This window comes from Klebsiella sp. GW_Kp182 (assembly GCF_040062275.1).
Taxonomy (GTDB): domain Bacteria; phylum Pseudomonadota; class Gammaproteobacteria; order Enterobacterales; family Enterobacteriaceae; genus Klebsiella; species Klebsiella michiganensis.
This window is the reverse complement of record NZ_JBEAFQ010000004.1, coordinates 77,507-102,411: the sequence shown is the minus strand read 5'-3', so window position 1 is coordinate 102,411 and position 24,905 is coordinate 77,507. Positions and strand designations below refer to the sequence as shown.

General features: G+C 52.4%; 23 protein-coding genes. 14 read left to right on the top strand and 9 right to left on the bottom strand.

What is annotated here, in order from left to right:
- Positions 1–8 precede the first annotated feature (8 nt).
- Complete coding sequence (gene ynfE / locus ABLU88_RS06065) at positions 9–2,444, bottom strand: selenate/tellurate reductase subunit YnfE (RefSeq protein WP_221841598.1); 2,436 nt, start codon at positions 2,442–2,444, stop codon at positions 9–11.
- 148 nt (positions 2,445–2,592) lie between these two features.
- Positions 2,593–2,844, bottom strand: a complete 252-nt coding sequence (locus tag ABLU88_RS06060) for a DUF1161 domain-containing protein (protein WP_004119709.1) — start codon at positions 2,842–2,844, stop codon at positions 2,593–2,595.
- Between the two features lie 102 nt (positions 2,845–2,946).
- Here ABLU88_RS06060 and ABLU88_RS06055 point away from each other — a divergent pair, with 102 nt between their 5' ends.
- Entirely contained in the window at positions 2,947–3,657 is a 711-nt protein-coding gene (locus ABLU88_RS06055) for a YnfC family lipoprotein (protein ID WP_014229527.1), read from the top strand.
- Here ABLU88_RS06055 and speG read toward each other — a convergent pair.
- Both speG and ABLU88_RS06045 read right to left on the bottom strand, forming a co-directional pair.
- On the bottom strand, positions 3,651–4,211 hold the full coding sequence (speG, locus tag ABLU88_RS06050) for a spermidine N1-acetyltransferase (protein ID WP_004102449.1): 561 nt from the start codon (positions 4,209–4,211) through the stop codon (positions 3,651–3,653). The genes ABLU88_RS06055 and speG overlap by 7 nt on opposite strands.
- 62 nt (positions 4,212–4,273) lie before the next feature.
- On the bottom strand, positions 4,274–4,615 hold the full coding sequence (locus ABLU88_RS06045) for a DUF1283 family protein (RefSeq protein ID WP_004851259.1): 342 nt from the start codon (positions 4,613–4,615) through the stop codon (positions 4,274–4,276).
- Positions 4,616–4,751: 136 nt separating this feature from the next.
- Here ABLU88_RS06045 and ABLU88_RS06040 point away from each other — a divergent pair, with 136 nt between their 5' ends.
- The 6 genes from ABLU88_RS06040 to ABLU88_RS06015 all read left to right on the top strand — a co-directional run bounded on the left by ABLU88_RS06040 (position 4,752) and on the right by ABLU88_RS06015 (position 11,359).
- Complete coding sequence (locus ABLU88_RS06040; protein ID WP_004851258.1) at positions 4,752–5,078, top strand: YnfA family protein; 327 nt, start codon at positions 4,752–4,754, stop codon at positions 5,076–5,078.
- 205 nt (positions 5,079–5,283) lie between these two features.
- A complete protein-coding gene (gene rspA, locus ABLU88_RS06035; protein WP_348836218.1) occupies positions 5,284–6,498 on the top strand; it encodes a starvation-sensing protein RspA in 1,215 nt (404 codons plus the stop codon).
- A 14-nt stretch (positions 6,499–6,512) separates the two neighbouring features.
- Positions 6,513–7,532, top strand: a complete 1,020-nt coding sequence (locus ABLU88_RS06030; protein ID WP_042945264.1) for a Zn-dependent oxidoreductase — start codon at positions 6,513–6,515, stop codon at positions 7,530–7,532.
- Positions 7,533–7,575: 43 nt separating this feature from the next.
- Complete coding sequence (locus ABLU88_RS06025) at positions 7,576–8,952, top strand: MFS transporter (RefSeq protein ID WP_029946863.1); 1,377 nt, start codon at positions 7,576–7,578, stop codon at positions 8,950–8,952.
- Positions 8,953–9,186: 234 nt separating this feature from the next.
- Entirely contained in the window at positions 9,187–10,650 is a 1,464-nt protein-coding gene (locus ABLU88_RS06020; RefSeq protein WP_048262306.1) for a mannitol dehydrogenase family protein, read from the top strand.
- Between the two features lie 277 nt (positions 10,651–10,927).
- Positions 10,928–11,359: a universal stress protein gene (locus ABLU88_RS06015; RefSeq protein ID WP_219558375.1), complete on the top strand. Its 432-nt coding sequence runs from the start codon at positions 10,928–10,930 to the stop codon at positions 11,357–11,359.
- 43 nt (positions 11,360–11,402) lie between these two features.
- On the opposite strand, the gene ABLU88_RS06010 is transcribed toward ABLU88_RS06015, so the two are convergent.
- Both ABLU88_RS06010 and ydfG read right to left on the bottom strand, forming a co-directional pair.
- The gene (locus ABLU88_RS06010; RefSeq protein WP_004851246.1) at positions 11,403–12,089 is read right to left on the bottom strand and encodes a GntR family transcriptional regulator; all 687 of its coding nucleotides are present in this window, start codon (positions 12,087–12,089) and stop codon (positions 11,403–11,405) included.
- Positions 12,090–12,179: 90 nt separating this feature from the next.
- Positions 12,180–12,929, bottom strand: coding sequence for a bifunctional NADP-dependent 3-hydroxy acid dehydrogenase/3-hydroxypropionate dehydrogenase YdfG (gene ydfG / locus ABLU88_RS06005; RefSeq protein WP_004851244.1), 750 nt, complete (start codon positions 12,927–12,929; stop codon positions 12,180–12,182).
- A gap of 171 nt (positions 12,930–13,100) precedes the next feature.
- On the opposite strand from ydfG, the gene dcp reads away from it, so the two are divergent.
- Complete coding sequence (dcp, locus tag ABLU88_RS06000; RefSeq protein ID WP_122116996.1) at positions 13,101–15,143, top strand: peptidyl-dipeptidase Dcp; 2,043 nt, start codon at positions 13,101–13,103, stop codon at positions 15,141–15,143.
- 11 nt (positions 15,144–15,154) lie between these two features.
- Here dcp and ABLU88_RS05995 read toward each other — a convergent pair whose 3' ends face one another.
- On the bottom strand, positions 15,155–15,340 hold the full coding sequence (locus tag ABLU88_RS05995; RefSeq protein WP_048263353.1) for a hypothetical protein: 186 nt from the start codon (positions 15,338–15,340) through the stop codon (positions 15,155–15,157).
- Positions 15,341–15,769: 429 nt separating this feature from the next.
- Positions 15,770–17,758, bottom strand: coding sequence for a sigma 54-interacting transcriptional regulator (locus ABLU88_RS05990; RefSeq protein ID WP_048263356.1), 1,989 nt, complete (start codon positions 17,756–17,758; stop codon positions 15,770–15,772).
- A 205-nt stretch (positions 17,759–17,963) separates the two neighbouring features.
- Between ABLU88_RS05990 and ABLU88_RS05985 the strand changes: the two genes are divergently transcribed.
- The 4 genes from ABLU88_RS05985 to iolE all read left to right on the top strand — a co-directional run bounded on the left by ABLU88_RS05985 (position 17,964) and on the right by iolE (position 22,223).
- A complete protein-coding gene (locus ABLU88_RS05985; protein ID WP_122117934.1) occupies positions 17,964–19,415 on the top strand; it encodes a sugar porter family MFS transporter in 1,452 nt (483 codons plus the stop codon).
- A 32-nt stretch (positions 19,416–19,447) separates the two neighbouring features.
- Positions 19,448–20,455: a Gfo/Idh/MocA family oxidoreductase gene (locus ABLU88_RS05980; protein ID WP_048263361.1), complete on the top strand. Its 1,008-nt coding sequence runs from the start codon at positions 19,448–19,450 to the stop codon at positions 20,453–20,455.
- A 10-nt stretch (positions 20,456–20,465) separates the two neighbouring features.
- Positions 20,466–21,245 (top strand): TIM barrel protein, encoded by a 780-nt coding sequence (locus tag ABLU88_RS05975; RefSeq protein WP_048263363.1) that lies wholly within the window; start codon positions 20,466–20,468, stop codon positions 21,243–21,245.
- A gap of 81 nt (positions 21,246–21,326) precedes the next feature.
- Positions 21,327–22,223 (top strand): myo-inosose-2 dehydratase, encoded by an 897-nt coding sequence (gene iolE / locus ABLU88_RS05970; protein ID WP_048263366.1) that lies wholly within the window; start codon positions 21,327–21,329, stop codon positions 22,221–22,223.
- Between the two features lie 94 nt (positions 22,224–22,317).
- Here the strand turns inward: iolE and ABLU88_RS05965 are convergent, their stop codons facing one another.
- A complete protein-coding gene (locus ABLU88_RS05965; protein WP_048263368.1) occupies positions 22,318–22,971 on the bottom strand; it encodes a GntR family transcriptional regulator in 654 nt (217 codons plus the stop codon).
- A gap of 84 nt (positions 22,972–23,055) precedes the next feature.
- Here ABLU88_RS05965 and ABLU88_RS05960 point away from each other — a divergent pair, with 84 nt between their 5' ends.
- A complete protein-coding gene (locus ABLU88_RS05960) occupies positions 23,056–24,258 on the top strand; it encodes an MFS transporter (protein ID WP_048263370.1) in 1,203 nt (400 codons plus the stop codon).
- A gap of 43 nt (positions 24,259–24,301) precedes the next feature.
- Positions 24,302–24,889 (top strand): isochorismatase family cysteine hydrolase, encoded by a 588-nt coding sequence (locus tag ABLU88_RS05955; RefSeq protein ID WP_224226060.1) that lies wholly within the window; start codon positions 24,302–24,304, stop codon positions 24,887–24,889.
- Positions 24,890–24,905 lie beyond the last annotated feature (16 nt).

Below are 24,905 nucleotides of genomic sequence, written 5' to 3'. Positions count from 1 at the left end.
TTTACTCCTTAAACCTTCTCGATTTCGACCAGATTGGTGTGCTGCGGATTGCCTTTAGCCAGCGGCGAAGGACGGTGCGTCGTCAGCGTATTAATACAGGAGCCGCGATCGATACGATCGCCATTCATGTTGGCGTCATGCCAGGCGCCCTGGCCCATCGCCGACACGCCGGGCATGATGCGCGGGGTCACCTTAGCCGGAATGCGCAGCTCGCCGCGGGCGTTGAATACGCGCACCATATCGCCGTTCTTAATCCCGCGCTTTTCGGCGTCCAGCGGATTTAGCCACACCTCCTGACGACAGGCCGCCTGCAGGACATCCACGTTGCCGTAGCTGGAGTGGGTACGTGCTTTATAGTGGAAGCCGAACATTTGCAGCGGGAATTTCTCGCGCAGAGGATCGTCCCAGCCTTCGAAAGTAGAAGCGTATACCGGTAATGGACTGATGGTTTCGTCTTTTTCCAGCTGCCATTTGGCGGCGATATCCGCCAGACGGCTGGAGTAGATCTCGATTTTACCCGACGGTGTTTTTAGCGGATTGGCGACCGGGTCTTTGCGGAAGTCGCGGTAGGCCACAAAGTGACCGTTGGGGTCTTTACGTTTGTAAATTCCCATATTTTTCAGTTCATCGTAGCTCGGGAGCGCCGGGTCTTTCGCCAGCATCTTCGCGTACAAATGCTGCAGCCACTGCTCCTGGGTACGGCCTTCGGTAAACTTCTGGTGGACATCCTCGCCAAGCCGTTTTGCCACTTCGCTGAGGATCCAGTAGATAGGTTTGCGCTCGAATTTAGCGGAGGTAACTGGCTGAATAAAGATGAGATAGCCCATATTGCCGGCGTAGTCGTTGGGAATAATGTCTTCCTGCTCGACGGTCATCAGGTCCGGCAGCAGGATATCGGCGTATTTGGCCGAGGAGGTCATAAAGTTTTCGATAACCACGATCGTCTCGCACTTGCTTTCGTCCTGCAGGATCTCGTGGGTCTTATTGATATCGGAGTGCTGGTTAATGATGGTATTGCCGGCGTAGTTCCAGATGAATTTAATCGGCACGTCCAGCTTCTCTTTCCCTCGAACGCCGTCGCGGGTGGCGGTCATCTCCGGGCCGCGATCGATGGCGTCGGTCCAGCTAAAGCAGGAGATGGCGGTTTTGACCGGGTTGGTCAGTACCGGCAGGCGTTCAATGGTGATGGTATAGGTGGATTCGCGGGCGCCGCTGTTGCCGCCGTTAATGCCGACGTTGCCGGTCAAAATAGGCAGCATGGCGATCGCCCGGGAGGTCAGCTCGCCGTTAGCCTGGCGCTGTGGTCCCCATCCCTGGCAAATGTAAGCCGGCCTGGTGCTGCCGATTTCCCGGGCCAGCTTGATGATGCGGTCGACGGGAATGCCGGTGATCCGCGAGGCCCATTGCGGCGTTTTCGCCACGCCGTCATCGCCCTGTCCAAGAATATACGCTTTATAATGCCCGTTCTTCGGGGCATCTGCCGGCAGCGTTTTTTCATCGTAGCCGACGCAGTACGTATCGAGGAACGCCTGATCGACCAGATTTTCATTAATCAGCACCCAGGCGATACCTGCCACCAGCGCGGCGTCGGTGCCGGGGCGAATCGGGATCCACTCATCCTCCCGCCCGGCGGCGGTGTCCGTGTAGCGCGGGTCGATAACGATCATCCGCGCACTGGAGCGCTCGCGCGCCTGTTCTAAATAATAAGTAATACCGCCGCCGCTCATGCGGGTTTCCGCCGGGTTATTGCCGAACATCACCACCAGCTTGCTGTTTTCGATATCGGAGGTGCTGTTGCCGTCATTGCTGCCGTAGGTGTAGGGCATGGCGCAGGCAATTTGCGCGGTACTGTAGGTCCCGTACTGGTTTAACGAACCGCCGTAGCAGTTCATCAGGCGCATAACCGGTGAGGCGGTGGGCGACGATCGCGTCATATTGCCGCCGACAATCCCGGAGGAGTAGTTAATATAAACCGCTTCGTTGCCATACTCTTTGACGATGCGTTTGAGATTGTCGGCGATCGTATCCAGCGCCTCCTCCCAGCTAATGCGGACAAACTTGCCTTCGCCGCGTTTGCCGACGCGCTTCATGGGATAGTTAAGGCGGTCGGGATGATTAATGCGGCGGCGGATGGATCGGCCGCGCAGGCAGGCGCGCACCTGGTGATCGCCATAAATATCCGCGCCGGTATTGTCGGTTTCGACCCAGACGACTTCATCGTCACGCACGTGTGAACGCAGGGCGCAGCGGCTGCCGCAGTTGACCGAACAGGCGCCCCAGACGATACGCTCCTCGCCGTGAGCGGCGTCTTGCACCGCGGCAGCGGCGTGACTCAGGCTGAACGGCAGCGATAAACCGCCGGCGGCGAGAGCCAGCGAACCAAGGGCGGTTGATTTGATTAGCGTTCGACGGGTAAGGCCGTCGGTATGTTCCTGGTTAGACATTGCTCACTCCATGATTTTGTTATAATGGCGTAATGCCAACGCCTTCGTAAGGTCGGCGTGGAGAGTGAGGAATCATACTTAAAATGGAGTAGAGAGATCTTATCCCTGGTCAACCGAGGGATAAGACTTCTCCAGACATTCGGCGAGGTTACTGCGCACCGCTGTCGCGGGTATAGATGATTTTAAAGGTGTCGTTGGCGCAGTGGCCGACAACCTGTGCGCCGGGCTGATCGGGCTGGTCGTTCGGGACTATCGTCAGGCTGAAGCCCGATTCCGGGACGCCGTTGTTGATGATTTTTTGCTGAATATCGCTTTTTACCCGCTCGCAGGAATCCGGCGCCGCGAAAGCAGCTGTCGAACCCAGCAGCAGAGCCGCACATAGCCAGGGTGATAGTTTCATCATAAACTCCTTATTAACGTTATCCAGATTTAAGCATAGCAGAAGTGGTGTAAACAATTGTATTTGCTAATATGATTGAACTATGCACAAAAGGAATCGCGCGTGAAAAAACGGTTGTTGCTGTTACTGGCTGTCGGGGCTCTTAGCGCCTGCGATGAAAAGGGCGCGCCGCAGGCCTTCACCCCGGAAATGGCCAGCTTTTCTAACGAATTTGAGTTCGATCCGCTGCGCGGGCCGGTGAAAGCGTTTAGCCAGACGCTGTATGACGAACACGATCAGGTGGTGAAGTGGGTTAAAGGGCGTTTATCCAGCGAAGGATGCTTTGACCTGCTGGCATTTGAGGATCGGGAGAATAAAACCGGCGCGGCGTTGGTGCTGGACGCTAACTACTACCTGGATGCGCAAAGCCACGAAAAGCGCCTGCGTTTACAAGGCAAATGTCAGCTGGCGGAAATGCCCTCGGCGGGGGTCTCCTGGGAAACCGATGATAACGGGTTTGTCGTCACCGCTCGCGGCAAGGAGAGTACAGCGACGTACCGCTACGATAGAGAAGGCTATCCGCTGGGCAAAACCACCATAGCCAAAGGTGAACAATTTACGGTGGCCTCAACGCCGTCATCCGATCCGCGCAAAAAAATGGACTACACCGCAGTGAGCACCTTCAATGACCGCGCGCTGGGCAACGTAAGCCAGACCTGCGATTACGACAGTCACGACAACCCGGTAAGCTGCGAGCTTAAGGTTGTCGACGACAGCGTGCAGCCTGCGTTAACCCGCCACTACACCATCAAAAGCACTATTGACTATTACTGAGCCGTCGGTTTCAGCAGCGTCTGGCCCTGCGGTTTATGCTCGGCCAGATACTGGTGCTGGAACAGGCACATGCGGATGGTATTGCGGTATTCGCCGTTAATAAAGAATTCATGAATCAGCTCGCCTTCCACCATAAATCCGAGCTTGCGGTAGATGTGGATCGCTTTTTCATTTTCTTTATCGACGATGAGGTAGAGCTTATACAGGTTGAGCACCATAAAGCCGTAGTCCATCGCGAGCTTAGCGGCGCGGGTGGCCAGACCTTTTCCCTGATAATCGGGAGAGATAATGATCTGAAACTCGGCGCGGCGGTGCACGTGGTTGATTTCAACCAGCTCAACCAGTCCGGCCTTTTCGCCGTCGCATTCAATGACAAAGCGGCGTTCGCTCTGATCGTGAATGTGTTTGTCGTACAGGTCGGAAAGCTCAACAAAGGCTTCATAGGGCTCTTCAAACCAGTAGCGCATAACGCTGGCGTTGTTGTCGAGCTGGTGGACAAAGCGAAGGTCTTCGCGCTCAAGCGGGCGGAGTTTGACGTGATAAGCGTCAGTCATGGGAGTACCTGTGTGTTATAGCGAAGTTTTGGTGATTGTGGCGCCCGTGCGGGCGCCATTCATTACGGGGTAATGGTGCGACCGGTGCGGCGGTCAAGGCAGCGCAGGGTGTTAGGCTCCCAGTACGCGTTGACGTTCGCGCTCTTCTGGCAGTTGTCCTGGGCGTCAAAAGCCACGTCGGCTTTATCCCACTCTTTTTCGGCGCGCTTGTTGACCTTCTGGCGTAAAGTGCGGGTGTCATTCCACTGCTCTTTTTCCATGGCGGCCTGCTGGCGGCTCTGGGCGCTGTCGCCGGATTCGATGACCAGCTTGTCCGTTTTGGCGAATGACGATGCGGTAAAGACCACCGCGCTCAGCGCCAGCAGGGCAGTCAGGCACCAGCGTTTGTTCAGTGTTGTGTTCATCACGATTTCCTTTAAGCGATTCCCTTGGATTGAGTTTACTACATCTCCTTTCGACGGCATACCCGACAAAACAGAGTAAACGACGGCCATTATTGCGTAGAATGCGTTAACGCTTGTTCAACTTACGACGCTTTGCATGTTAAAAACCACGCTGCTTTTCTTTGCTACCGCCCTGTGCGAAATCATTGGCTGCTATTTACCCTGGCTTTGGTTAAAACGCGGGGCGACGCCCTGGCTGCTGATGCCGACGGCCCTGGCGCTGGCGCTTTTTGTCTGGCTTCTGACGCTGCACCCCGAGGCCAGCGGACGGGTTTATGCCGCTTACGGTGGGGTATACGTGTGTACTGCGCTGCTGTGGCTGCGCTTTATCGATGGCGTCAAACTCAGCCACTATGATTGGGCCGGCGCGCTGGTTGCGCTGTGCGGCATGCTGATTATTGTGGCCGGCTGGGGACGCGCATAGCCTCTTTTACCGAGTGAGCCGGGCCAGGTGATGTTGTCCCGGCCCATCTCTTCCTGCCTTCTCGCTCGCTTTCTCTGTTCACGCCGCTTTTATCCCCGATGGGATACTGTGATCTGCCGCGTCTTTTTCGATCATTATACTTGTATGGTAGTAGGTCTGATGGTTTACTTTTACCCACTAACCGCACAGAAGTAAGGAATGAGAAATGAAGATCGTTGCCGCTGAAGTTTTCGTCACCTGTCCGGGACGCAACTTCGTCACCCTTAAAGTCACCACCGATGACGGGATCGTCGGGTTAGGTGACGCGACGCTAAACGGTCGCGAGCTGTCCGTTGCGTCCTATCTGCGGGATCATCTCTGTCCGCAGCTGATTGGCCGCGACGCGCATCGCATCGAAGATATCTGGCAGTTTTTCTACAAGGGCGCCTACTGGCGTCGTGGTCCGGTCACGATGTCGGCGATTTCCGCTATCGATATGGCGCTCTGGGATATCAAGGCGAAAGCCGCAGGCATGCCGCTATACCAGCTGCTGGGCGGGGCTTCGCGCGAAGGCGTGATGGTCTACTGCCACACCACGGGTCACTTCATCGATGAAGTGCTGGATGACTACGCGCGCCACAAAGAGATGGGGTTTAAAGCGATTCGCGTGCAGTGCGGCGTGCCGGGGATGAAAACCACCTACGGGATGGCGAAAGGTAAAGGGCAGGCCTACGAGCCGGCAACCAAAGGCCAGTGGCCGGAAGAGCAGCTGTGGTCTACCGAGAAGTATCTCGATTTTACGCCACAGCTGTTTGCCGCGGTACGCGAAAAATTTGGCTTTAACGAGCATCTGCTGCACGACATGCATCATCGCCTGACGCCGATTGAAGCGGCGCGTTTTGGCAAGAGTATTGAAGATTACCGCCTGTTCTGGATGGAGGATCCGACCCCAGCGGAGAATCAGGCGTGTTTCCGTTTAATTCGTCAGCATACCGTCACACCGATTGCCGTCGGAGAGGTGTTCAACAGCATCTGGGATTGTAAACAGCTGATTGAAGAGCAGCTGATTGACTATATCCGCACCACCATTACCCACGCAGGCGGGATTACGGGGATGCGTCGGATCGCCGATTTTGCCTCGCTTTATCAGGTACGCACCGGTTCACACGGGCCGTCCGATCTTTCTCCGGTCTGCATGGCGGCCGCGCTGCACTTCGACCTGTGGGTGCCGAATTTTGGCGTCCAGGAATATATGGGCTATTCCGAACAGATGCTGGAAGTCTTCCCGCACAGCTGGACGTTTGATAACGGCTATATGCATCCGGGTGAAAAACCGGGGCTGGGAATTGAGTTCGATGAAAAACTGGCCGCGAAATACCCCTATGAACCGGCCTATTTGCCTGTAGCGCGTCTGGAAGACGGCACGTTGTGGAACTGGTAAAGAAGGAAGTCAAAATGAAAAGTATCGTGATTCGCCAGCCCAACGAACTGGTGATTGAAGAGCGTCCGATCCCGCAGCCTGCCGCGGGCGAAGTGCGGGTAAAAATTAAGCTGGCGGGGATATGCGGTTCCGATAGCCATATTTATCGCGGCCACAATCCGTTTGCCAAATACCCGCGCGTTATTGGCCATGAATTTTTTGGCGTTATCGACGCCATCGGAGAAGGGGTTACCGACAAAGCCATCGGCCAGCGGGTCAGCGTTGATCCGGTCATCAGCTGCGGCCATTGCTATCCTTGCTCGGTGGGCAAACCAAACGTCTGCACCTCTTTAGTGGTGCTCGGCGTGCATCGGGATGGCGGCTTTAGCGAGTATGCGGTGGTGCCGGCGAAAAATGCCTGGCAGGTTCCGGACAACGTGACTGACAGACATGCGGTGATGATTGAGCCTTTCACTATCGCGGCCAACGTTACCGGGCACGTTTCGCCAACCGACCAGGATATCGCGCTGGTCTACGGCGCCGGGCCAATGGGCCTGACGACCATTCAGGTGCTGAAGCGGGTGTATCGCGTTAAGCAGGTCATCGTGGTCGATCGCATTGATGAACGCCTGGAGATGGCCCAGCGTAACGGCGCGGATTGGGTGATTAACAACAGCGTCGTGCCTCTGACGGATACGCTGAAGGCGGAGGGGGTACTACCGACGCTGATTATCGATGCGGCCTGTCATCCCTCGATTCTACAAGAGGCGGTCACCCTGGCTTCTCCGGCGGCGAGAATTGTTTTAATGGGATTCTCGACGGAGCCTTCGCAGGTTGCACAGCAGGGTATTACCGGCAAAGAGCTCTCTATTTTCTCGTCGCGTCTTAACGCCAATAAATTCCCGGTGGTCATAAAGTGGCTGGAACAAGGCTTAATTAACCCGGAGGAGCTGATTACTCATCAATTTGCTTATCAACATGTTATCGATGCACTGGAGCTTTTTGAAAATGACAGGAAACGTTGCTGTAAGGTTTTATTAACCTTCAGCCAATAACAACAGGTGCGGACTCTGTATTCTACAATTAGAGATAATCATTATGACTACCGTAAAAAATGAGAGAACCACTTCCGATCTCATTCGTGCAGCCGTATCTGGTTGGTTAGGCACGGCACTGGAGTTTATGGATTTCCAACTCTATTCCCTTGGCGCAGCGCTGGTTTTCCATGAGATTTTTTTCCCGGAGCAATCCGCCGCCATGGCGCTGATTCTGGCAATGGGAACCTACGGCGCGGGCTATATTGCGCGGATCGTCGGCGCCTTTATTTTTGGTAAAATGGGCGACAGTATTGGGCGCAAGAAGGTTCTGTTTATTACCATCACCATGATGGGGATCTGTACCACGCTTATTGGCGTGCTGCCAACCTATGCCCAGGTCGGTATTTTAGCGCCGGTATTGCTTGTGACTTTACGTATTATTCAGGGGTTGGGTGCCGGGGCCGAAATATCAGGTGCGGGTACCATGCTGGCGGAATATGCGCCGAAAGGTAAGCGTGGAATTATCTCTTCGCTGGTGGCTATGGGCACCAACTGCGGCACGTTAAGCGCCACGGCTATCTGGGCGGTGATGTTCTTCGTGCTGGACCGTGAACAGCTCGTCGCGTGGGGATGGCGAGTGCCGTTCCTGGCAAGCGTAGTGGTGATGATCTTTGCCATCTGGCTGCGTCTCAATCTGAAAGAGAGTCCGGTTTTTGAGAAAGTGAGCGAAGACAGCGTCCTGCAGAAAGAGATAGCAACCCAGGAAGGAACCTTTAGCGCCATGCTGAAAAGTAAGTCCTTCTGGCTGGCGACGGGTCTGCGCTTCGGACAGGCGGGAAATTCAGGATTGTTGCAAACTTTCCTCGCGGGCTATCTGGTTCAAACATTACTGTTTGATAAAGCTATCCCTACCGATGCGTTAATGATTAGCTCTGTTATCGGCTTTATTACCATCCCATTCCTTGGGTGGCTGTCAGATAAAGTGGGGCGTCGCTTACCCTATATTATCATTAATATTTCAGCCATTATTCTGGCGTACCCCATGCTGTCGATTATTGTGGATAAGAGCTATAGCGCGAGCACCATCATGGCGTCACTGATCGTCATTCATAATATCGCGGTATTGGGTCTGTTTGCGCTGGAAAATATCACCATGGCGGAAATGTTCGGTTCACGTAACCGCTTTACCCGCATGGCAATTTCAAAAGAGGCGGGGGGATTAGTCGCCGTAGGCTTTGGCCCGGTGCTGGCCGGTATTTTCTGCAATATGACCGGTTCCTGGATGCCCATTGTTGTGATGCTGGTGTGCTACTCCATCATTGGCTTAATTTCCGCCATTCTGATGCCTGAAGTGCGTGACCGCGATCTGAGCTTGCTGAATGACGCCGCAGACTGCGCGCCGCAAAATAAAGCGGTGGGTAACGGGCAGTATATTTAAAAAACACAAACTCCGCACCGAATGATGATCGCCGTAAATAACATTCTGCCGGGCCATTAGCCCGGCATTTTCACTCTTTTATTCCCAGAAATACCGAAAGTATAACTCGTCCGTCTTCTTGTATGGTAGTTGATAAAAGTCAAAGATATCATACCAATTGCATGAGATGGTTTATTTCACCAGCCGGTTCCCACTTACCGTGGGGATCCAGAAATCATAAGTATGAGAGCCACCATGGAACATATGCTATTAACAGCGAACGCCACGCTGCCAGCTTACGATCGCAACCGTCTTATTCCACGCATCGTTCATTTGGGCTTTGGCGCATTTCATCGCGCTCACCAGGCGGTATATGCCGATATTCTGGCGACAGAACACGGCAGCGACTGGGGCTATACAGAAGTGAACCTGATCGGTGGCGAGCAGCAAATCGCCGATCTGCAACAGCAGGATTTACTTTACACCGTCGCCGAAATGTCGGCGGATGCCTGGACCGCCCGCATTGTTGGCGTGGTCAAAGAGGCGATGCATGCCCAGGTCGATGGTCTGGAAAGCGTGCTGGCAAAAATGTGCGAGCCTCAGGTCGCTATTGTGTCATTGACCATTACCGAAAAAGGCTACTGCCACTCGCCGGCCAGCGGTGAACTGCAGTTAGATCACCCGTTGATTGTTGCCGATTTGCAAAACCCTCATCAACCGAAATCCGCGCCGGGCGTGGTGGTAGAAGCGCTGGCACGCCGCAAGGCGGCAGGTCTGCCGGCTTTCAGCGTGATGTCCTGCGACAATATGCCGGAAAACGGTCACGTCATGCGTAATGTCGTCTGCGCCTATGCCCGCGCCGTCGATGCCGAATTAGCCGAGTGGATTGCGCGCAGTGTCACTTTCCCTTCTACCATGGTTGACCGCATCGTACCGGCGGTGACGGCCGAAACGCTGGAGAAAATTGAACAGCTCACCGGCGTTCGCGACCCGGCCGGCGTCGCCTGCGAACCGTTTCGTCAGTGGGTCATTGAAGACAACTTTGTCGCCGGTCGTCCGCAGTGGGAAAAAGCCGGCGCTGAGCTGGTGTCGGACGTGCTGCCCTTTGAAGAGATGAAGCTGCGCATGCTGAACGGCAGCCACTCGTTTCTTGCCTGGCTGGGCTATCTGGCGGGATACCAGCATATTAATGACTGTATGCAGGACGAAAACTACCGTCGCGCCGCGCGTGCGCTGATGCTGGAGGAACAGGCGCCGACGCTGAACGTGCAGGGTGTGGATCTGGCACGCTATGCCGGTCTTCTGATCGAGCGCTATAGCAACCCGGCGCTGAAGCACCGCACCTGGCAGATAGCGATGGACGGCAGTCAGAAACTGCCGCAGCGGATGCTGGATTCGATTCGCTGGCACCTGGCGCATGGCGGCGACTTTACGCTGTTGGCAATGGGCGTCGCGGCCTGGATGCGCTATGTCAGCGGGGTGGATGACCTGGGGCAGGCGATTGAAATCTCCGATCCTTTACTGCCGGTGATTGCGCAAACCGTACAGAATAGCGCAGACGGCGAAGAACGCGTGCGCGCGCTGCTGGGTATTGAGGCTATTTTCGGTGCCACTCTGCCCCAGGAGAGCCGTTTCGTGAACGCGGTGGTTCGCGCTTATTTATCCCTGCAGCAGCACGGCGCAAAAGCGACCGTAGCGGCCTGGGCTCAGGCAAACTAATTTATTTCACCCGCGTGCCGCCGGTCCCGGCGGCATTGCCCTCATGCTTTATCCCTGAACGCTTTTCCCGCCAGAAATATATTTCCCGTCAGGCGCAATCTTTGATCCAGATCGTTGAATATACATAACTTTATTTAACAACAGTTAAGTATAAATAACTGGTGTTTATTTTAATGAATTAAATATTTATCTGGATGATTATTCATTCTCCTGGTGAAGTAAATATGGCATGATGAGTTAACTTACTAAGTTTCCTCAGAAAAAAGGAGAACGGACTATGTACAAAAAAATTTTGCTGCCCGTAGACGTTTTTGAAATGGATTTAAGTGACAAAGCGGTTCGCCATGCTGAGTTTTTAGCATCAGCGGATGAAGGGGAGATTACGCTGCTCAACGTTCTGCCGAACAGCAGCAGCTCAATTTTACGCGGTTTTGCGGCCGATATACGTAAGTTTGAGGCCTATATGCGTGAGGAATCTGAGAAAAAGATGAAGACAATATCCCGTCTGTTCTCCATTCCCGCCGAGCGGATTCATTCCAGAGTGGTCTTTGGCAACGTGCGCGATGAAATTCTGGCGGTGAGCGGCAATGAGGATTTTGACGTTATCGTTATTGGTTCCCGCAAGCCGGGTATATCCACTCATCTTCTTGGTTCAAACGCTGAGTCGATTTTACGTCACGCTAAAATACCGGTTATGGTTGTCAGGTAAGTCAATTTCTCGCGGCAGATAACCTGTTCTGCCGCAACTCGTTTTATTCCTCGCTGAACCAGTCGCTGTTTTCCTGACGAACAAGCAGCACGGACTCGCTAATTTCTTGCAGATGCAGGCGCATGGCTTTTTCAACCGCATCCGGATTGCGGGCGACCAGCGGCTGGAAAATATCATAGTGCTGACGCAGCATCATATCGGGTGGGGTCACATGATCGAGGCTCATATAGCGCACCCGGTCAATGGTGGCTTTAATATTCTCGACGGTATCCCAGGCGAGCTGGCAGTCGGCGATTTGCGAGAGCTTCTGGTGAAATTCGTCATCCAGCTGGAAAAAATCCGTTAACTGCTGCCGCTCCACCGCCGTACGCTGCTGATTGAGATTTTGCTCAAGCTGGTAGAGCTGTTCATCATTCACCATTCCGGCGGCGCGTCGCACCACGGCGCATTCGATGGCCTGGCGGACAAAACAGCCGTTACGCACCTGCGATAGCGAGATTTTATTCACGTAGCTGCCGCGCTGCGGACGGATCTGAATTAAGCCATTTTCAGCCAGTTTGATAAAAGCTTCGCGTACCGGTTGCCGGGAAACGTCAAAGCGCACGGAGACTTCTTTTTCCGAAAGAGGGGTGCCTGGCGGGATCAGACAATGGACGATATCCCGACGCAGGATACGATAAATTTGCTGATTAACGGGCTGTGTCGGATTCAGTTGTGCTTCTGCGGCCATGGATGATTACTTTTATATGAGGTATTTGCGCTATTTTACGCGTTTTTTGTCTTCCAGCCCAGACCCGGCCCGCGGGCCGGGTTACAGAGCTTAGCCCTGGCGGTGCACGTTCAGTCCGGCAAAACTTTGGCTGACCGGCATGATTTCCAGGGTATTAATGTTGACGTGTTTTGGCAGGGTTGCGACCCACCAGACCGCTTCGGTGACGTCTTCCGGAGTCAGAGCCTGGGTATTTTCGTAAGCTTTCTCGGCTTTAGCGTCATCACCTTTAAAGCGCACGTTAGAGAATTCGGTGCCGCCGACCAGACCGGGCTCAATATCGGTCACGCGAAGGGCGGTACCGTGAAGGTCGGTACGAAGATTGAGGCTGAACTGACGCACAAACGCTTTGGTCGCGCCGTAGACGTTACCGCCAGCATAAGGCCAGGCGCCGGCGACCGAACCGATATTGATTACGTGGCCGCGATTACGCTCAACCATTCCCGGCAGAACGGCGCGGGTCATATACACCAGCCCTTTGTTATTGGTGTCAATCATGTCTTCCCAGTCTTCAATGTTGGCTTTATGCGCGGGCTCCAGTCCCAGCGCCAGCCCGGCATTATTGACGAGAACATCAATCGCCTGCCAGTCTGCCGGCAGTCCGGCAATCAGCTCTTCAATGGCTGCACGGTTGCGCACGTCCAGCTGGGCGGTATAAAGGTTCTCGCCCAGCTCATCTTTAAGCGTTTTCAGGCGTTCTTCGCGACGCCCGGTGGCAATCACTTTGTGACCGTTAGCGATAAAACGGCGAGTTATGCTTTCACCAAAACCCGCTGTTGCTCCGGTAACCAGGATAATCATCTTACTGTTCCTCAACGATTTTTGTGTCTTCATACCATAGCACGCGATCCCGGCGACGGGTAATGGAAATCACCAGACCTCTCCGCCGAACGCGGCGGTGAGCAGAGTAATCATTGCGGTCAATCAATGAGTTGCCTAATCTTACAGAATAATCGTGTTCAGGAGATGAAGATGTCGGAGAACAATCCTTTTTTTAGCGTCAGTCTGCTGCCTTATCAGGCGCCGCGTTTCGATTTGATTGACGTGAGTCATTACCGTCCGGCCTTCGACGAGGGCGTTCGTCGCCAGCGCGCAGAGATTGCCGCTATCGCGAATAACCCGCAGCCGGCTGATTTTGCCAACACGCTGGAAGCCCTGGAACAGAGCGGCCAGCTGCTGGCTCGGGTAACCAACGTCTTCTTCGCTATGGCGGGCGCGGAGACCAATCCGGCCATTCAGGCGCTTGATGAGCAGTTTTCCTCTGAGCTGGCGGAACTGGCGAATGATATCTGGCTCAACGATGCCCTTTTTCAACGCGTGAAGCAGGTGTGGGAGCGGCGAGAGTCGCTCTCCCTTGACGCCGAATCCCGACGTCTGCTGGAGGTGACCTGGCAACGCTTTACCCTTGCGGGAGCCACGCTTGCGGACGATCAAAAAGCGGCGCTTCGCGCGCTGAATACCGAAGCGGCAGCGCTGCAAAGCCAGTTTCAGCAGCGCCTGCTGGCGGCGGTAAAATCTGGTGGTCTGGTGGTGGATTACGCTCATCAGCTCGCAGGGCTTAGCGACGATGAGATAAGCGCAGCGGCAGAAGCCGCGCAGGAGAAGGGATTAGGTGGTCGCTGGCTGCTGCCTTTACTCAATACGACCCAGCAGCCCGCGCTGGTTTCGCTGCAGGACAGGCAGACGCGAGAGAATTTGTTTGCAGCAGGCTGGACGCGAAATCAGAAGGGCGATGCGAATGACACTCGCGAGCTGGTACTGCGGCTAGCGGAGCTCCGCGCGCGCAAAGCGCAGCTGCTGGGCGCTGATGACTTCGCCAGCTGGTCAATGGCCGATCAGATGGCGGGCGATCCGGCAGAGGCGTTTGCCTTTATGCGGCGAATCGCCCCGGCGGCGAAGGCGCGGGCCGAGCAGGAGCTGGCGGATATTCAGCAAGTTATTGATAATGAAGGCGGTGATTTCCGCGCGGCGGCGTGGGACTGGCTCTATTACGCCGAGCAGGTGCGCAGGGCGAAATTTGCCATCGATGAAGCGCAGCTCAAGCCCTATTTTGCCCTCGACCGCGTCCTGCGCGACGGCGTGTTCTGGACGGCGACACAGCTGTTCGGTATTCGCTTTGTCGAGCGATTCGATATTCCGGTTTATCATCCGGACGTGCAGGTATGGGAAATTATCGACGCTAACGGAGAGGGCATTGCGCTGTTCTACGGCGACTACTTCTCGCGGGACAGCAAAAGCGGCGGGGCGTGGATGGGCGTATTTGTTGAACAATCCACCCTGCGTGCTCAGCATCCGGTAATTTATAACGTCTGTAACTACCAGAAACCCAAAGCCGGACATAGCGCGCTGCTTTCCTGGGATGAGGTCATCACCTTATTTCACGAATTTGGGCATACCCTGCACGGCCTGTTTGCCAGCCAGAAGTATGCCAGCCTGTCGGGAACCAATACGCCGCGCGATTTTGTTGAGTTTCCTTCGCAGATTTATGAACATTGGGCCAGCGAGCCGCAGGTCTTTGCCCACTATGCGCGGCATCATCAAACCGGGGAAATCATGCCGGCCGCGCTGCGCGACAGCATGTTCCGCGCGGCGAAGTTTAATAAAGGCTACGACATGAGCGAACTGCTCGCAGCGGCGCTGCTGGATATGCACTGGCATAGCGTGAGGGAGGATAAACTCCCGGACGATGTCGATGCGTTTGAAGCCGCGTCCCTGCGTGCGGAGAATATGGATCTGGCCGCCGTGCCGCCGCGCTATCGCAGCAGCTACTTTTCGCATATTTTCGGCGGCGGTTACGCCGCGGGCTATTACGCCTATCTGTGGACGCAGATGCTGGCGGACGACGGCTACCAGTGGTTTGTTGAGCAGGGCGGTTTAACCCGCGAAAACGGCCAGTGCTTCCGTGAAGCGATTTTGTCTCGCGGCAATAGCACTGATTTAGCAGAACTTTATCGCCAGTGGCGCGGACACGATCCGAGGATTGAGCCGATGCTGGAAAACCGCGGGCTGAGCTAGCCGAGCGTTGTTTAGAGCAGAAGAAGACCGGGCGCAGCGCCCGGTTTTTTGTCTAATTTTTTCTTCCCCAAAATCCCTGCAAAACTTTTCCCCAAAATAGGCATTGTTTTCCCTCTTTCAACGGAAAGGTTGATGCTATTCACTGCGAGTTTGAAGGAAACGCTTAGACTGTTCTCGCCAACCTGATCGCTTGCCACATTTCAAAATTCAGTCGAGAGCGGTTAACTCGAGCAACGACTTTTCTGGTAGCCAGTGCTGGGTTGTACCCAGACTCAACTTCGCGCGCATTGTGCCTGCCTGAACAAATCGATCCAGACGCTACGAAGCGTTTGCGCCATTCGTGCTTTACCTTTGGCTTTATATTCGTTGGTAATGGCCGCAAGCATTATAGAGGTTACTTCTCTTTTTCTATGACAACGCTCCGCGCGACGGCAGTAGAAAACTGATTGAGATGCTAGATTACTTCGAGGTGAAGAACGATTGAGGGGCACTTTATTCTCCAGGGCAGGGACTCAATCCGTAGTGGTAAATGGAGGAAAATGCTCTCTCCATGCTCTACAACACGGTTTAGCGATTTACCTCAGGTGAGATGAGTCAATTTGTCCTCTAAGGTTAGAATAATCATTTCAATATTCATGATTGAATTTCCGATATTCATTTACCACAATATCGTAACGCTTTAATTTATTGTAAAGTGCTCCACGCGAGAGATTAAGCGCGATAGCAACCTGACGCAGGTTACCATGTTTTTCCACCAGACAGCGTTGTATAAGTGTCTTTTCACTATCTTTCAGACAGTAATTATTTGTGCTCCCACCTGGTATACTCAAATCACTATAGGCAGGAAGGTGTAATTCTTCAGGCAGATCTTTGTCCCGGATTTCCTCTACCTCGGTGAGATTTATAGTGCGTTCGACTATGTTCTCCAGTTCTCTAACGTTGCCCGGCCAGTCGTAGCTTTCCATCAATTTCAGGGCGGACTCAGAAAACAACGCAAGATTTCGGCCAAGTGCCCGACAGATTTTTTCGCAGAACCAGTCCGTAAGCTCTTTAATATCTTCTTTTCTAGCTCGCAATGGCGGAATTGGCAGACTGATTACGTTCAGACGAAAGTAGAGGTCACGGCGGAAGGAACCATGTTCAATATCTTTTTTCAGGTCCCGGTTGGTCGCTGCGATAATCCGCACGTTAACTTTCAACGGACGCTTGCCTCCAATGCGCATGACTTCGCCTTCCTGTAAAACTCTCAGCAGGCTAGCCTGCGCTTCAAGCGGCATATCCCCGATTTCATCAAGAAATAACGTCCCGCCATCAGCCAGTTCAAATTTACCTGCGGCACCACCGCGCCTTGAACCAGTAAAGGCTCCATCTTCATAGCCAAACAATTCACTCTGTACCAGATCGCGCGGAATGGCACCGCAGTTAACAGCGAGAAACGGTCCTGCATTACGATGACTGCAATTATGAATAGATTGAGCAAAAAGCTCCTTTCCGGTTCCGCTTTCACCGGTCAGCAGTACGGTACTATCGCTACGTCCGACGCTGCGCGCCTTATTACGCGTATCCTGCATCACACGTGACTGGCCAAGAATCATATCGAAGTTATAGCTGGCGCTGCTGCCAATAACACGGTGAGTCATATCACGCACGCGTCGGTTATCACGCATCGAGATCACGCGGCCACCTTCAGGAGTGGTGACAACAGAGATAACACATGAAATACGTGAATCGGCGACGGGACAGAACGTGATATTACGATCTTTGCAGGCCGGCAGTTCTTTAAGAGAACATCCGTCCGGTCGCAATACTTCATCTGCATCACGAAAACGGACATCTTCCTGAATACCCAACACCTGACGGGCATAACAATTAAGCTGGCGAATCGAACCATGCTCGCTGATGACCAATACACCCTCGTTAAGCAATTCCATTACTGATTCCTGCTCATTCACTAAACGACGCAGAATCAATTGCTGTGATATTGCTTCCGCGGCTGCCTGAACCGTACCCAGCGTGTGATAGTGGAAGCAGCCGGGATTAGCCGTAAGTGTTAGTACTCCCAGCATCACACCGTTTTCATCTCGTATCGGGGCTGCCGCGCAGTGTTTACCTCGTATGCGCAGCGCTTCTTTGTAGTTCTCCGCGCTCAATAAATAAACGAGCTTGTTTTCCTTCAGGCAGCGCCCGGTACAGTTTGTTCCCTGTACGGCCTCGCAAAGAATGCTACCGATTGGCGTCAAATCCTGACCACAAAAATGCACGATCACGCCATTGGCATCCGTCAAGTTGATATGCCCGTCAGGGTTATAGGCCAGCAGGTTGCGCATGATATCGCGCGCGATGGAGATCAGCAGTGAATTACGCGCCATTATTCTGCGCAGCTCACTCTGTTCGCAAAACTGATACTCGAAGCGATAAGCATCAATACCATCGGCGTGGCTACGTAGCCATGACGCATGAATAGCAGATCGCAAGCCTTTGGGCATTTGCCCCTGCTCAAATGCTTTCCAGGCCAGGCTTGGTTCATCAGTGTATTGGGCAAAACCGGGCTCGTAGTTGAGCCTCGCAATCAGCTCCCATTCTTCATCCCAGGCACCATCATAACTATGACTCATACGTTTCATTCCATTCTATTTTGGAAATGTCCATTCTATGTACATGTTGTGATGATATGTCTTTTTTATAAACACTTTGTGATCATTGTCTTTTTTTATTTCCTTATAAAACATAGAAATGTGATTTGGCACGACTGTTGCTATTTAAAAGATGTCTTCCCTACAAAGACAAAAACTAAAAAATCCAACGTGGAGAAATAATGAAATGTCTACACGAAAGCACAATGTGCCTTATCTCATATTCATATGTGCCATCGCATCCATTAGCGGGATCGTCCTTGGTTACGATGCCTCCGTTATCTCAGGCGTCATCGATCCGCTTACCGAACATCTGTCGCTCACACCAGCACAAAGTGGTTGGGCAGTTTCTAACGTTATTCTGGGATGTATTGTGGGAGCCTGGGGTGTCGGGCGCTTTACCGATCGTTTTGGCCGTAAAGCAACTCTGATCATCACTGCCATTCTTTTCGCCATTTCCGCTATCGGATCGGCACTAGCTAATGATCTCACCTGGTTTGTTGTCTACCGTATGATTGGCGGACTGGCCGTGGGCATGGCGTCTGCTGTTACTCCACTCTATATCGCGGAAGTATCCCCAAAAGACCTTCGTGGGCGGATGCTGGGCATGCAGCAGATGCTGATGGTTGGTGGCCAATTAGTGGTTTATATCGTGAATTACTTGATCGCCAGAGGCATGGCACATGAGTGGGTAGTATCTATGGGCTGGCGTTGGATGCTGGCATCTGCACTTATCCCCTGCGTGCTATTCCTTGTGATGGCTTTCTTCATGCCGGAATCACCGCGCTGGTATGCGATGCGCAGCCAGAAAGAAAAGTCACTCAAGGTACTGACCTCTCTGTCTAACCCGGGACATGCCGAGCGCTTATATGCTGAAATTCGTACCTCCATCGCCATCGATTCTGCTTTGCTGAGTACACCAACGCCACGTGGCATTCTGAGGGATAAAAAATCGTGTTACATCCTGTGGATAGGTTGCGCTATCGCCGTATTACAGCAGGTTTCCGGCATTAATATCCTGATGTATTTTGCGCCTTCACTTCTGCAAAACGTTACCGGAAACACTCAGGATTCTCTGTTCCAGAGTATTTTCCTCGGCCTCGCACTATTGGCTGGAGTGAGTATTGCATTGGTTGCCTTTGATCGCGTTGGACGAATCCCGTTGCTGCGCTGGGGGGCATTAGGCTGTGCCGCCTTCCTGTTATTCACCTCATGGGCCTTCATGAATGAAGCGAAAGGTTATCTGCCGGTCGTCGGCTTAGTCGGATTTATCTTTGTATTTGGTATGTCCTGGAGCCTCGGAGCCTGGCTGCTGATTTCTGAGATCTTCCCGAACCGCATCCGGGCTGTTGCCATGGGTTATGCATTTTGCTCCCTGTGGGTTTCGAACTTCATCGTTACTCAGAGCTTCCCGATGATGAATCGTAATCCTGTATTGATGGAGCACTTCCATGGCGCTTTCCCCCTGCTGCTATGCAGTGGATTCAGCATTATCGCTTTCTGGTTTGTTGGACGTTTCTTACCAGAAACCAAGGGCGTTTCGCTGGAGAATATTGAACCGCTAATGCTTTCAAAATCCCGTCGTTTTGGCCGTGGGCAGCAGATGCCCGTCACCCCAGAATCTGTTTCGCAAAAATGATTAATCAATACCCTACATCTTAGGAGAATTTTATGTCAGTAAAAAACATTGTTCGTGTTGGTCTTATTGGTGCAGGTCGTATGGGCACCTTTCACGGTGAGACCGTTGCTCAGCGCATACCGGGGGCAATGCTGATTGCTGTTGCCGATCCGGTTCCGGGCGCAGCCGAGAAGCTGGCCGCAAGACTAGGGGCGAAAAAATCTTATACCGAACCACAGGCTCTGCTGAACGATCCTGAAATCGATGCTGTTGTGATCGCATCTCCGGCGCGTACTCACGCTGAACTGGTCGTCGCCGCAGCCAAAGCCGGTAAGGGCATTTTTTGTGAGAAGCCAATGGCGGTCACTCTGGAAGATGCAGATAAAGCCATTGATGCGGCTAAAAAAGCCGGGGTTGCTCTACAGGTCGGCTTCAACCGCCGATTCGTGAGCGGTTTTGCTGCCGCGTACGAGGAGATCAATGCAGGTAAAATTGGCGTACCGCAACTGTTACGTTCCACAACTCGTGACCCTGGTTTGGGCGATCCAACACCGATCCCGCACTGGACTATTTTTCTTGAAACACTGATCCACGATTTTGACATCCTGCTGCACCTGAATCCAGGCGCGAAACCCACCCGCGTTTATGCGGTTGCTGATGCATTAGTGCGCCCCGATTTTAAAGATCGTGGCCTGCTGGACACCGCGGTTGTAAATATTTGTTTCGACAATGGTGCATTCGCCACTGCTGAAGCTAACTTCCAGGCAGTGTACGGCTATGACGTTCGCGGTGAGGTCTTCGGTAGTAAAGGTATGCTGCAGGCAGGAAATATCAATGTGAATAACTGTGTGCGTTACACCGCTGAGGGTATCTCTATTGACACCGCGCGTCGTGATACCGATCTGCTGCATGATGCCTATGTTGCAGAAGTGACCGATTTCGTACATTGCGTTGCAACGGGCACCACGCCGAAAGCGACCGGTGAAGATGCGCGTAATGCGCTGGAAGTCGCTCTGGCATGTATCGCATCTGTTCAACAGTCTCAGCCGATTAAGCTCTAAGGATAAAAGTATGTCTACTTACTCACTTTCTGTCTGCGCTGAAATGGTATTCCTTGATTTGCCATTCATTGAGCGCGTTGAACGCATTCACGGCATGGGCTTCGGCGTAGAAATTTGGGACTGGACCCAAAAAGATATTGATGCGCTGGCGAAAACCGGTGCCCGATTTACCTCAATGACGGGCTATATCTCGGGCAACCTGACCGATGATGAAGAAATTGATCACCTGCTTTCCAGCGCCAGTCAGTCACTTGAAGCCGCTCGCCGTCTCGGCTGCCCGTCTCTTAACTTGCACGGCACAGGGCTGAACAATGTTGGTCTGCCGGTGAAGCCTGTTGAAATTGTGACAGGTGACATGTGGCTGAAAGCTAAGAAGACGTTGGATGCCCTTGCGGCTATGGGGGAGACGGCGGGCAAGGTATTCACTCTGGAAAATCTGAACACCGCCGTTGATCATCCGGGAACACCTTTCGCTAAAGCAGAGGAAACCATGGCCCTGGTGAGCGCGGTGAACAGTCCATACCTGAAAATGAACCTGGATATTTATCATGCGCAGATCGGTGAAGGCAACCTGGTCGAGCTTATCCGCAAATGTGGGAAACATATCGGGGAAATTCAGGTTGCCGATGTTCCAGGCCGTAAAGAACCGGGTACCGGTGAGATCAACTATAAGGCGGTAGCCCGCGCATTGAAAGGGATTAACTATCATGGCGTGGTCGCGATGGAAGGTTGGGCATCGGGTGATTCTGTTGTCGCGCTTAAAGCTTTCCGCGAAGCGTTTACGCTATAAGCGTTAACATCCTTAGGGGCTCATTTTGCATCGCTTCTAAGCTGGTCGGGAAGCGATGCATTTATTGTGAAGGATAGAACGATGAACGTATCAACACGTATTCATGTTGGCGTTAGTCCGCTCTCATGGACTAATGATGTACTGGAAGATCTCGGTGGCGATATTCCACTGGAAACCTGTCTGGCAGAAGCGGCGGAGGCAGGCTATGAAGGAATTGAACTTGGCCGAAAATTTCCACAAACCATCGACACACTTGAGCCGGTGCTGATTCAGGCAAAGCTTAAGCTTGTGTCCGGTTGGTATAATGGCCTGATGGCTGAACGAAGTTTTGAGGATGAGTTAGCAGCGGTGCACGATCATGCCATGTTGTTAAAATCCCTGGGGGCAAAAGTCATGGTATATGGTGAGTGCGGCGCGATGCCTGGACTCACGCCACTCGATGAGCCCCTGACGAAATCTCCTACCTTAGGAGAGATTGATCTGCCCCAATACGCTGAAAAAGTGAATAATTTGGCCGTGTCTTTACTAAAGAACTACGGTTTACGTCTGGCTTATCATCACCATCTGATGATGATTGTTGAAACCGACAATGAATTGAAAGCCTTCCTGAAAGCGACCAATGACTTAGTCGGCATCGTCCTGGACTGTGGTCATGCAACCGTGGCAGGCGTAGATATCGAATGGGTGCTTGAAAATTATGGCAACCGCGTGGCGCATGTCCATCTGAAAGATGTGCGCGGTGAAGTACTCGATAACGTCATTAACAATAACCTGAGCTTCAATGATGCAGTAAGAGCAGGTCTGTTTACTGTGCCGGGCGAGGGGATAGTTAATTATGCTCCGGTTATTCATTTCCTTAAAAACTCAACCTACGAAGGCTGGATTATCATTGAAGCCGAACAGGATCCAGAAAAAGCACCACCTCTGGAGACAGTAAAAAAAGCGCGCGCATGGGTTAAAAACGAGGTGGGGATTTAGCATTTGAACAGGTTTGCTGTAGGTTTTTGGCGCTCGTTGAGCGCCTTTTTTGACCTTTGTCCACACCCACCCGCATTTCTTTGTGTTGAACCGCCTAGCTTGTAATAACGATCCCACTGGCCCGAAGGCTGCGACGGCTTAAATTAATTGATTCCAGAAGACGCTTACGGCTTTCGCTCAGATGTCGGGAAAGTAATACTGCCGCTTTATCTGTTTCTTGATCCCTGAGGGCGCTAACAATCTCTACGTGCTCTTTCCAGGCTGGATTAGTGGGCTCTTTATCTAACCAGCGCGCGCGGGATAATCGTCTAAGAGAATCCTCAATCCCTTCTATGATAAAGGTATTACCACAGAAACCTGCCAATTGTAGGTGAAACTGACTTCCGGGGTCATTAAGATCTTTTTCCGAATCATCTTGATCGCAATCCACGAACAGTGCTTCCAGACTGTCCAGTTGCTCTTTGGATATCAGGTTGGCCGCCAGGCGTACGGCAGCTACTTCAAGCACTTCACGGTAAATACACAATTGCTCTACCTCTTTAATATCGATGGGTGCCACCATCCAACGCAATCCATCCCGGCAGACAAGTCCCTCTGATTCTAATTTTTGTAATGCGGCACGAACCGGGGTTCGCGACGCGTTAAAACTAGCCTCTGCCCATCGTTCAGTCAGTCTTTCCCCTGGTCCTAAATCCATTCTGAGGATCATTTTTCTTAGCTGGTTTTCGACCTCTGATGCTTGACTCATGGTGGCAATATTCTCCTGAAAATTGACAGTAAATGGGGAAGTTTGTATGGTATACCAATTTGGTATACCAATAAAGGTTTTCATATGACACAATCATACAACAGTTACTGGCAACGTAATCTGCTGGTTTGTTTTATCGGTTCCTTCTCAACCGTCTTTGCAATGACCCTGATGCTCCCGTTCCTACCCTTATATGTTGAAGAGCTCGGAGTTCACGGACACTCAGCGGTAGTTCAATGGTCTGGCGTGGCATTCAGCGCAACATTTATTACTGCCGGATTGATCGCCCCGGTCTGGGGGAAACTAGGGGACAGGTATGGACGCAAATCTATGCTTGTAAGAGCCAGCCTTGGTATGGCAATTACTGTTTCACTTATGGGCCTGGTGACAAATATCTGGCAACTTGTCGGTTTGAGATTATTAGTTGGCCTGGCGGGAGGGTATTCATCCGGCGCAACCATTCTTATCGCGGTCCAGGCACCCAGAGAACGTGCCGCATGGGCGCTTGGGATAGTTTCATCCGGTGTAATGGCAGGCAATCTTGTTGGCCCACTTGCCGGAGGTTGGCTGCCTGGTCTGATCGGTATACGGTCCACTTTTTTTTGCGCAGGCGCGCTAATATTACTGGCTTTTATCATGACCCTCACTCTCATCCGGGAAGAGGTGCAACCGAACACTGATGCCGCGGCGAAAACGCGAGTGAGTTGGTCTCAGTTGCATCACCGTTCTGTGATTATCTGTATGCTTTGCACCGGCTTGTTGCTAATGCTAGCAAATATGTCGATAGAGCCCATTATTACAGTCTATATTCGTACCCTCGTAAGTGACTCTTCTCAGATTACAAAAGTTGCAGGATATGTAATGGCTGCTGCTGCCCTTGGCAGCATTATTTCCGCCACTTGGCTCGGAAAGGTGGCCGACAGGATAGGACACGTACGCATTATCACTATAGCGCTGGCTGGGGCGGGTTTGCTGCTGATCCCTCAGGCATTTGTCACCTCCGGCTGGCAGCTAATTGCATTGCGCTTTCTTATGGGGCTTGCTCTGGGGGGATTACTACCCTGTATTGCTGCTGTGATACGCCATCACGTACCAGAAGGAATGGTTGGCAGCATCCTGGGGTATTCAGTAGCAGCCCAGTTCGCGGGCCAGTTCATGGGACCGTTAATTGGCGGGGTGGTTGGAGGCCATATAGGAATGCGCGCTGTATTTCTGGCAACCAGTATCATTCTGTTGCTGGGCGCGTTCTGGAACTTCAAACTCTATCGCAAGTCAGTTACACCCTGAAAAACAGCATTCGCATTCACCTGTAAATTTTGGAGATTTTACGATGACTCAGCTCAACAATACCGAAAAAAATAGTGCTCTGTTAGTGATGGACTTTCAGAAGATAATCATTAATAACTTTTTGCAACAAGAAAGCGCCAGAACCGTCATCCGTAACACAGCATCACTCATTTCTACTGCACGCGCAGCAGGCGTACCAGTTATCTATGTCAGTGTTGGATTCCGCAATGGCTATCCTGAGGTTAGCCAGAAGAACACAATATTCTCGTCGATTAAAAACAATGGAATCTTTATTAACGATAGTGAAGAAACGGCCATTCATGAAGGTGTCGCACCTGCTGAAAATGAGGTCGTTATTGTTAAACGCAGAGTAGGGGCTTTCTCGTTTACCGAGCTCGATATGGTTCTTCGAGCGCAGGGCATAGAAAATTTGATCATTACTGGGGTAACTACCAGTGGCGTGGTTCTTTTTACGGTCGGGCAAGCTTTTGACCTGGATTACCGTCTGGTAGTTGCGAGTGATTGCTGCGCTGACTCTGACCATGATAAGCATTTATTTTTAGTCGAAAAAATCTTACCTCAACACGCTATTGTTACCTGTTCATCTGAAATATCAGCTAATTGGGCGTAAATACACTGGGTTTCCA

What these genes read in the sequence shown, in the direction of transcription:
- ynfE (WP_221841598.1), bottom strand. Translation starts at nt 2,444, where the DNA reads ATGTCTAACCAGGAACATACCGACGGCCTTACCCGTCGAACGCTAATC.
- ABLU88_RS06060 (WP_004119709.1), bottom strand. Translation starts at nt 2,844, where the DNA reads ATGAAACTATCACCCTGGCTATGTGCGGCTCTGCTGCTGGGTTCGACA.
- speG (WP_004102449.1), bottom strand. Translation starts at nt 4,211, where the DNA reads ATGACTGACGCTTATCACGTCAAACTCCGCCCGCTTGAGCGCGAAGAC.
- ABLU88_RS06045 (WP_004851259.1), bottom strand. Translation starts at nt 4,615, where the DNA reads ATGAACACAACACTGAACAAACGCTGGTGCCTGACTGCCCTGCTGGCG.
- ABLU88_RS06040 (WP_004851258.1), top strand. Translation starts at nt 4,752, where the DNA reads ATGTTAAAAACCACGCTGCTTTTCTTTGCTACCGCCCTGTGCGAAATC.
- rspA (WP_348836218.1), top strand. Translation starts at nt 5,284, where the DNA reads ATGAAGATCGTTGCCGCTGAAGTTTTCGTCACCTGTCCGGGACGCAAC.
- ABLU88_RS06030 (WP_042945264.1), top strand. Translation starts at nt 6,513, where the DNA reads ATGAAAAGTATCGTGATTCGCCAGCCCAACGAACTGGTGATTGAAGAG.
- ABLU88_RS06025 (WP_029946863.1), top strand. Translation starts at nt 7,576, where the DNA reads ATGACTACCGTAAAAAATGAGAGAACCACTTCCGATCTCATTCGTGCA.
- ABLU88_RS06020 (WP_048262306.1), top strand. Translation starts at nt 9,187, where the DNA reads ATGGAACATATGCTATTAACAGCGAACGCCACGCTGCCAGCTTACGAT.
- ABLU88_RS06015 (WP_219558375.1), top strand. Translation starts at nt 10,928, where the DNA reads ATGTACAAAAAAATTTTGCTGCCCGTAGACGTTTTTGAAATGGATTTA.
- ABLU88_RS06010 (WP_004851246.1), bottom strand. Translation starts at nt 12,089, where the DNA reads ATGGCCGCAGAAGCACAACTGAATCCGACACAGCCCGTTAATCAGCAA.
- ydfG (WP_004851244.1), bottom strand. Translation starts at nt 12,929, where the DNA reads ATGATTATCCTGGTTACCGGAGCAACAGCGGGTTTTGGTGAAAGCATA.
- dcp (WP_122116996.1), top strand. Translation starts at nt 13,101, where the DNA reads ATGTCGGAGAACAATCCTTTTTTTAGCGTCAGTCTGCTGCCTTATCAG.
- ABLU88_RS05990 (WP_048263356.1), bottom strand. Translation starts at nt 17,758, where the DNA reads ATGAGTCATAGTTATGATGGTGCCTGGGATGAAGAATGGGAGCTGATT.
- ABLU88_RS05985 (WP_122117934.1), top strand. Translation starts at nt 17,964, where the DNA reads ATGTCTACACGAAAGCACAATGTGCCTTATCTCATATTCATATGTGCC.
- ABLU88_RS05980 (WP_048263361.1), top strand. Translation starts at nt 19,448, where the DNA reads ATGTCAGTAAAAAACATTGTTCGTGTTGGTCTTATTGGTGCAGGTCGT.
- ABLU88_RS05975 (WP_048263363.1), top strand. Translation starts at nt 20,466, where the DNA reads ATGTCTACTTACTCACTTTCTGTCTGCGCTGAAATGGTATTCCTTGAT.
- iolE (WP_048263366.1), top strand. Translation starts at nt 21,327, where the DNA reads ATGAACGTATCAACACGTATTCATGTTGGCGTTAGTCCGCTCTCATGG.
- ABLU88_RS05965 (WP_048263368.1), bottom strand. Translation starts at nt 22,971, where the DNA reads ATGAGTCAAGCATCAGAGGTCGAAAACCAGCTAAGAAAAATGATCCTC.
- ABLU88_RS05960 (WP_048263370.1), top strand. Translation starts at nt 23,056, where the DNA reads ATGACACAATCATACAACAGTTACTGGCAACGTAATCTGCTGGTTTGT.
- ABLU88_RS05955 (WP_224226060.1), top strand. Translation starts at nt 24,302, where the DNA reads ATGACTCAGCTCAACAATACCGAAAAAAATAGTGCTCTGTTAGTGATG.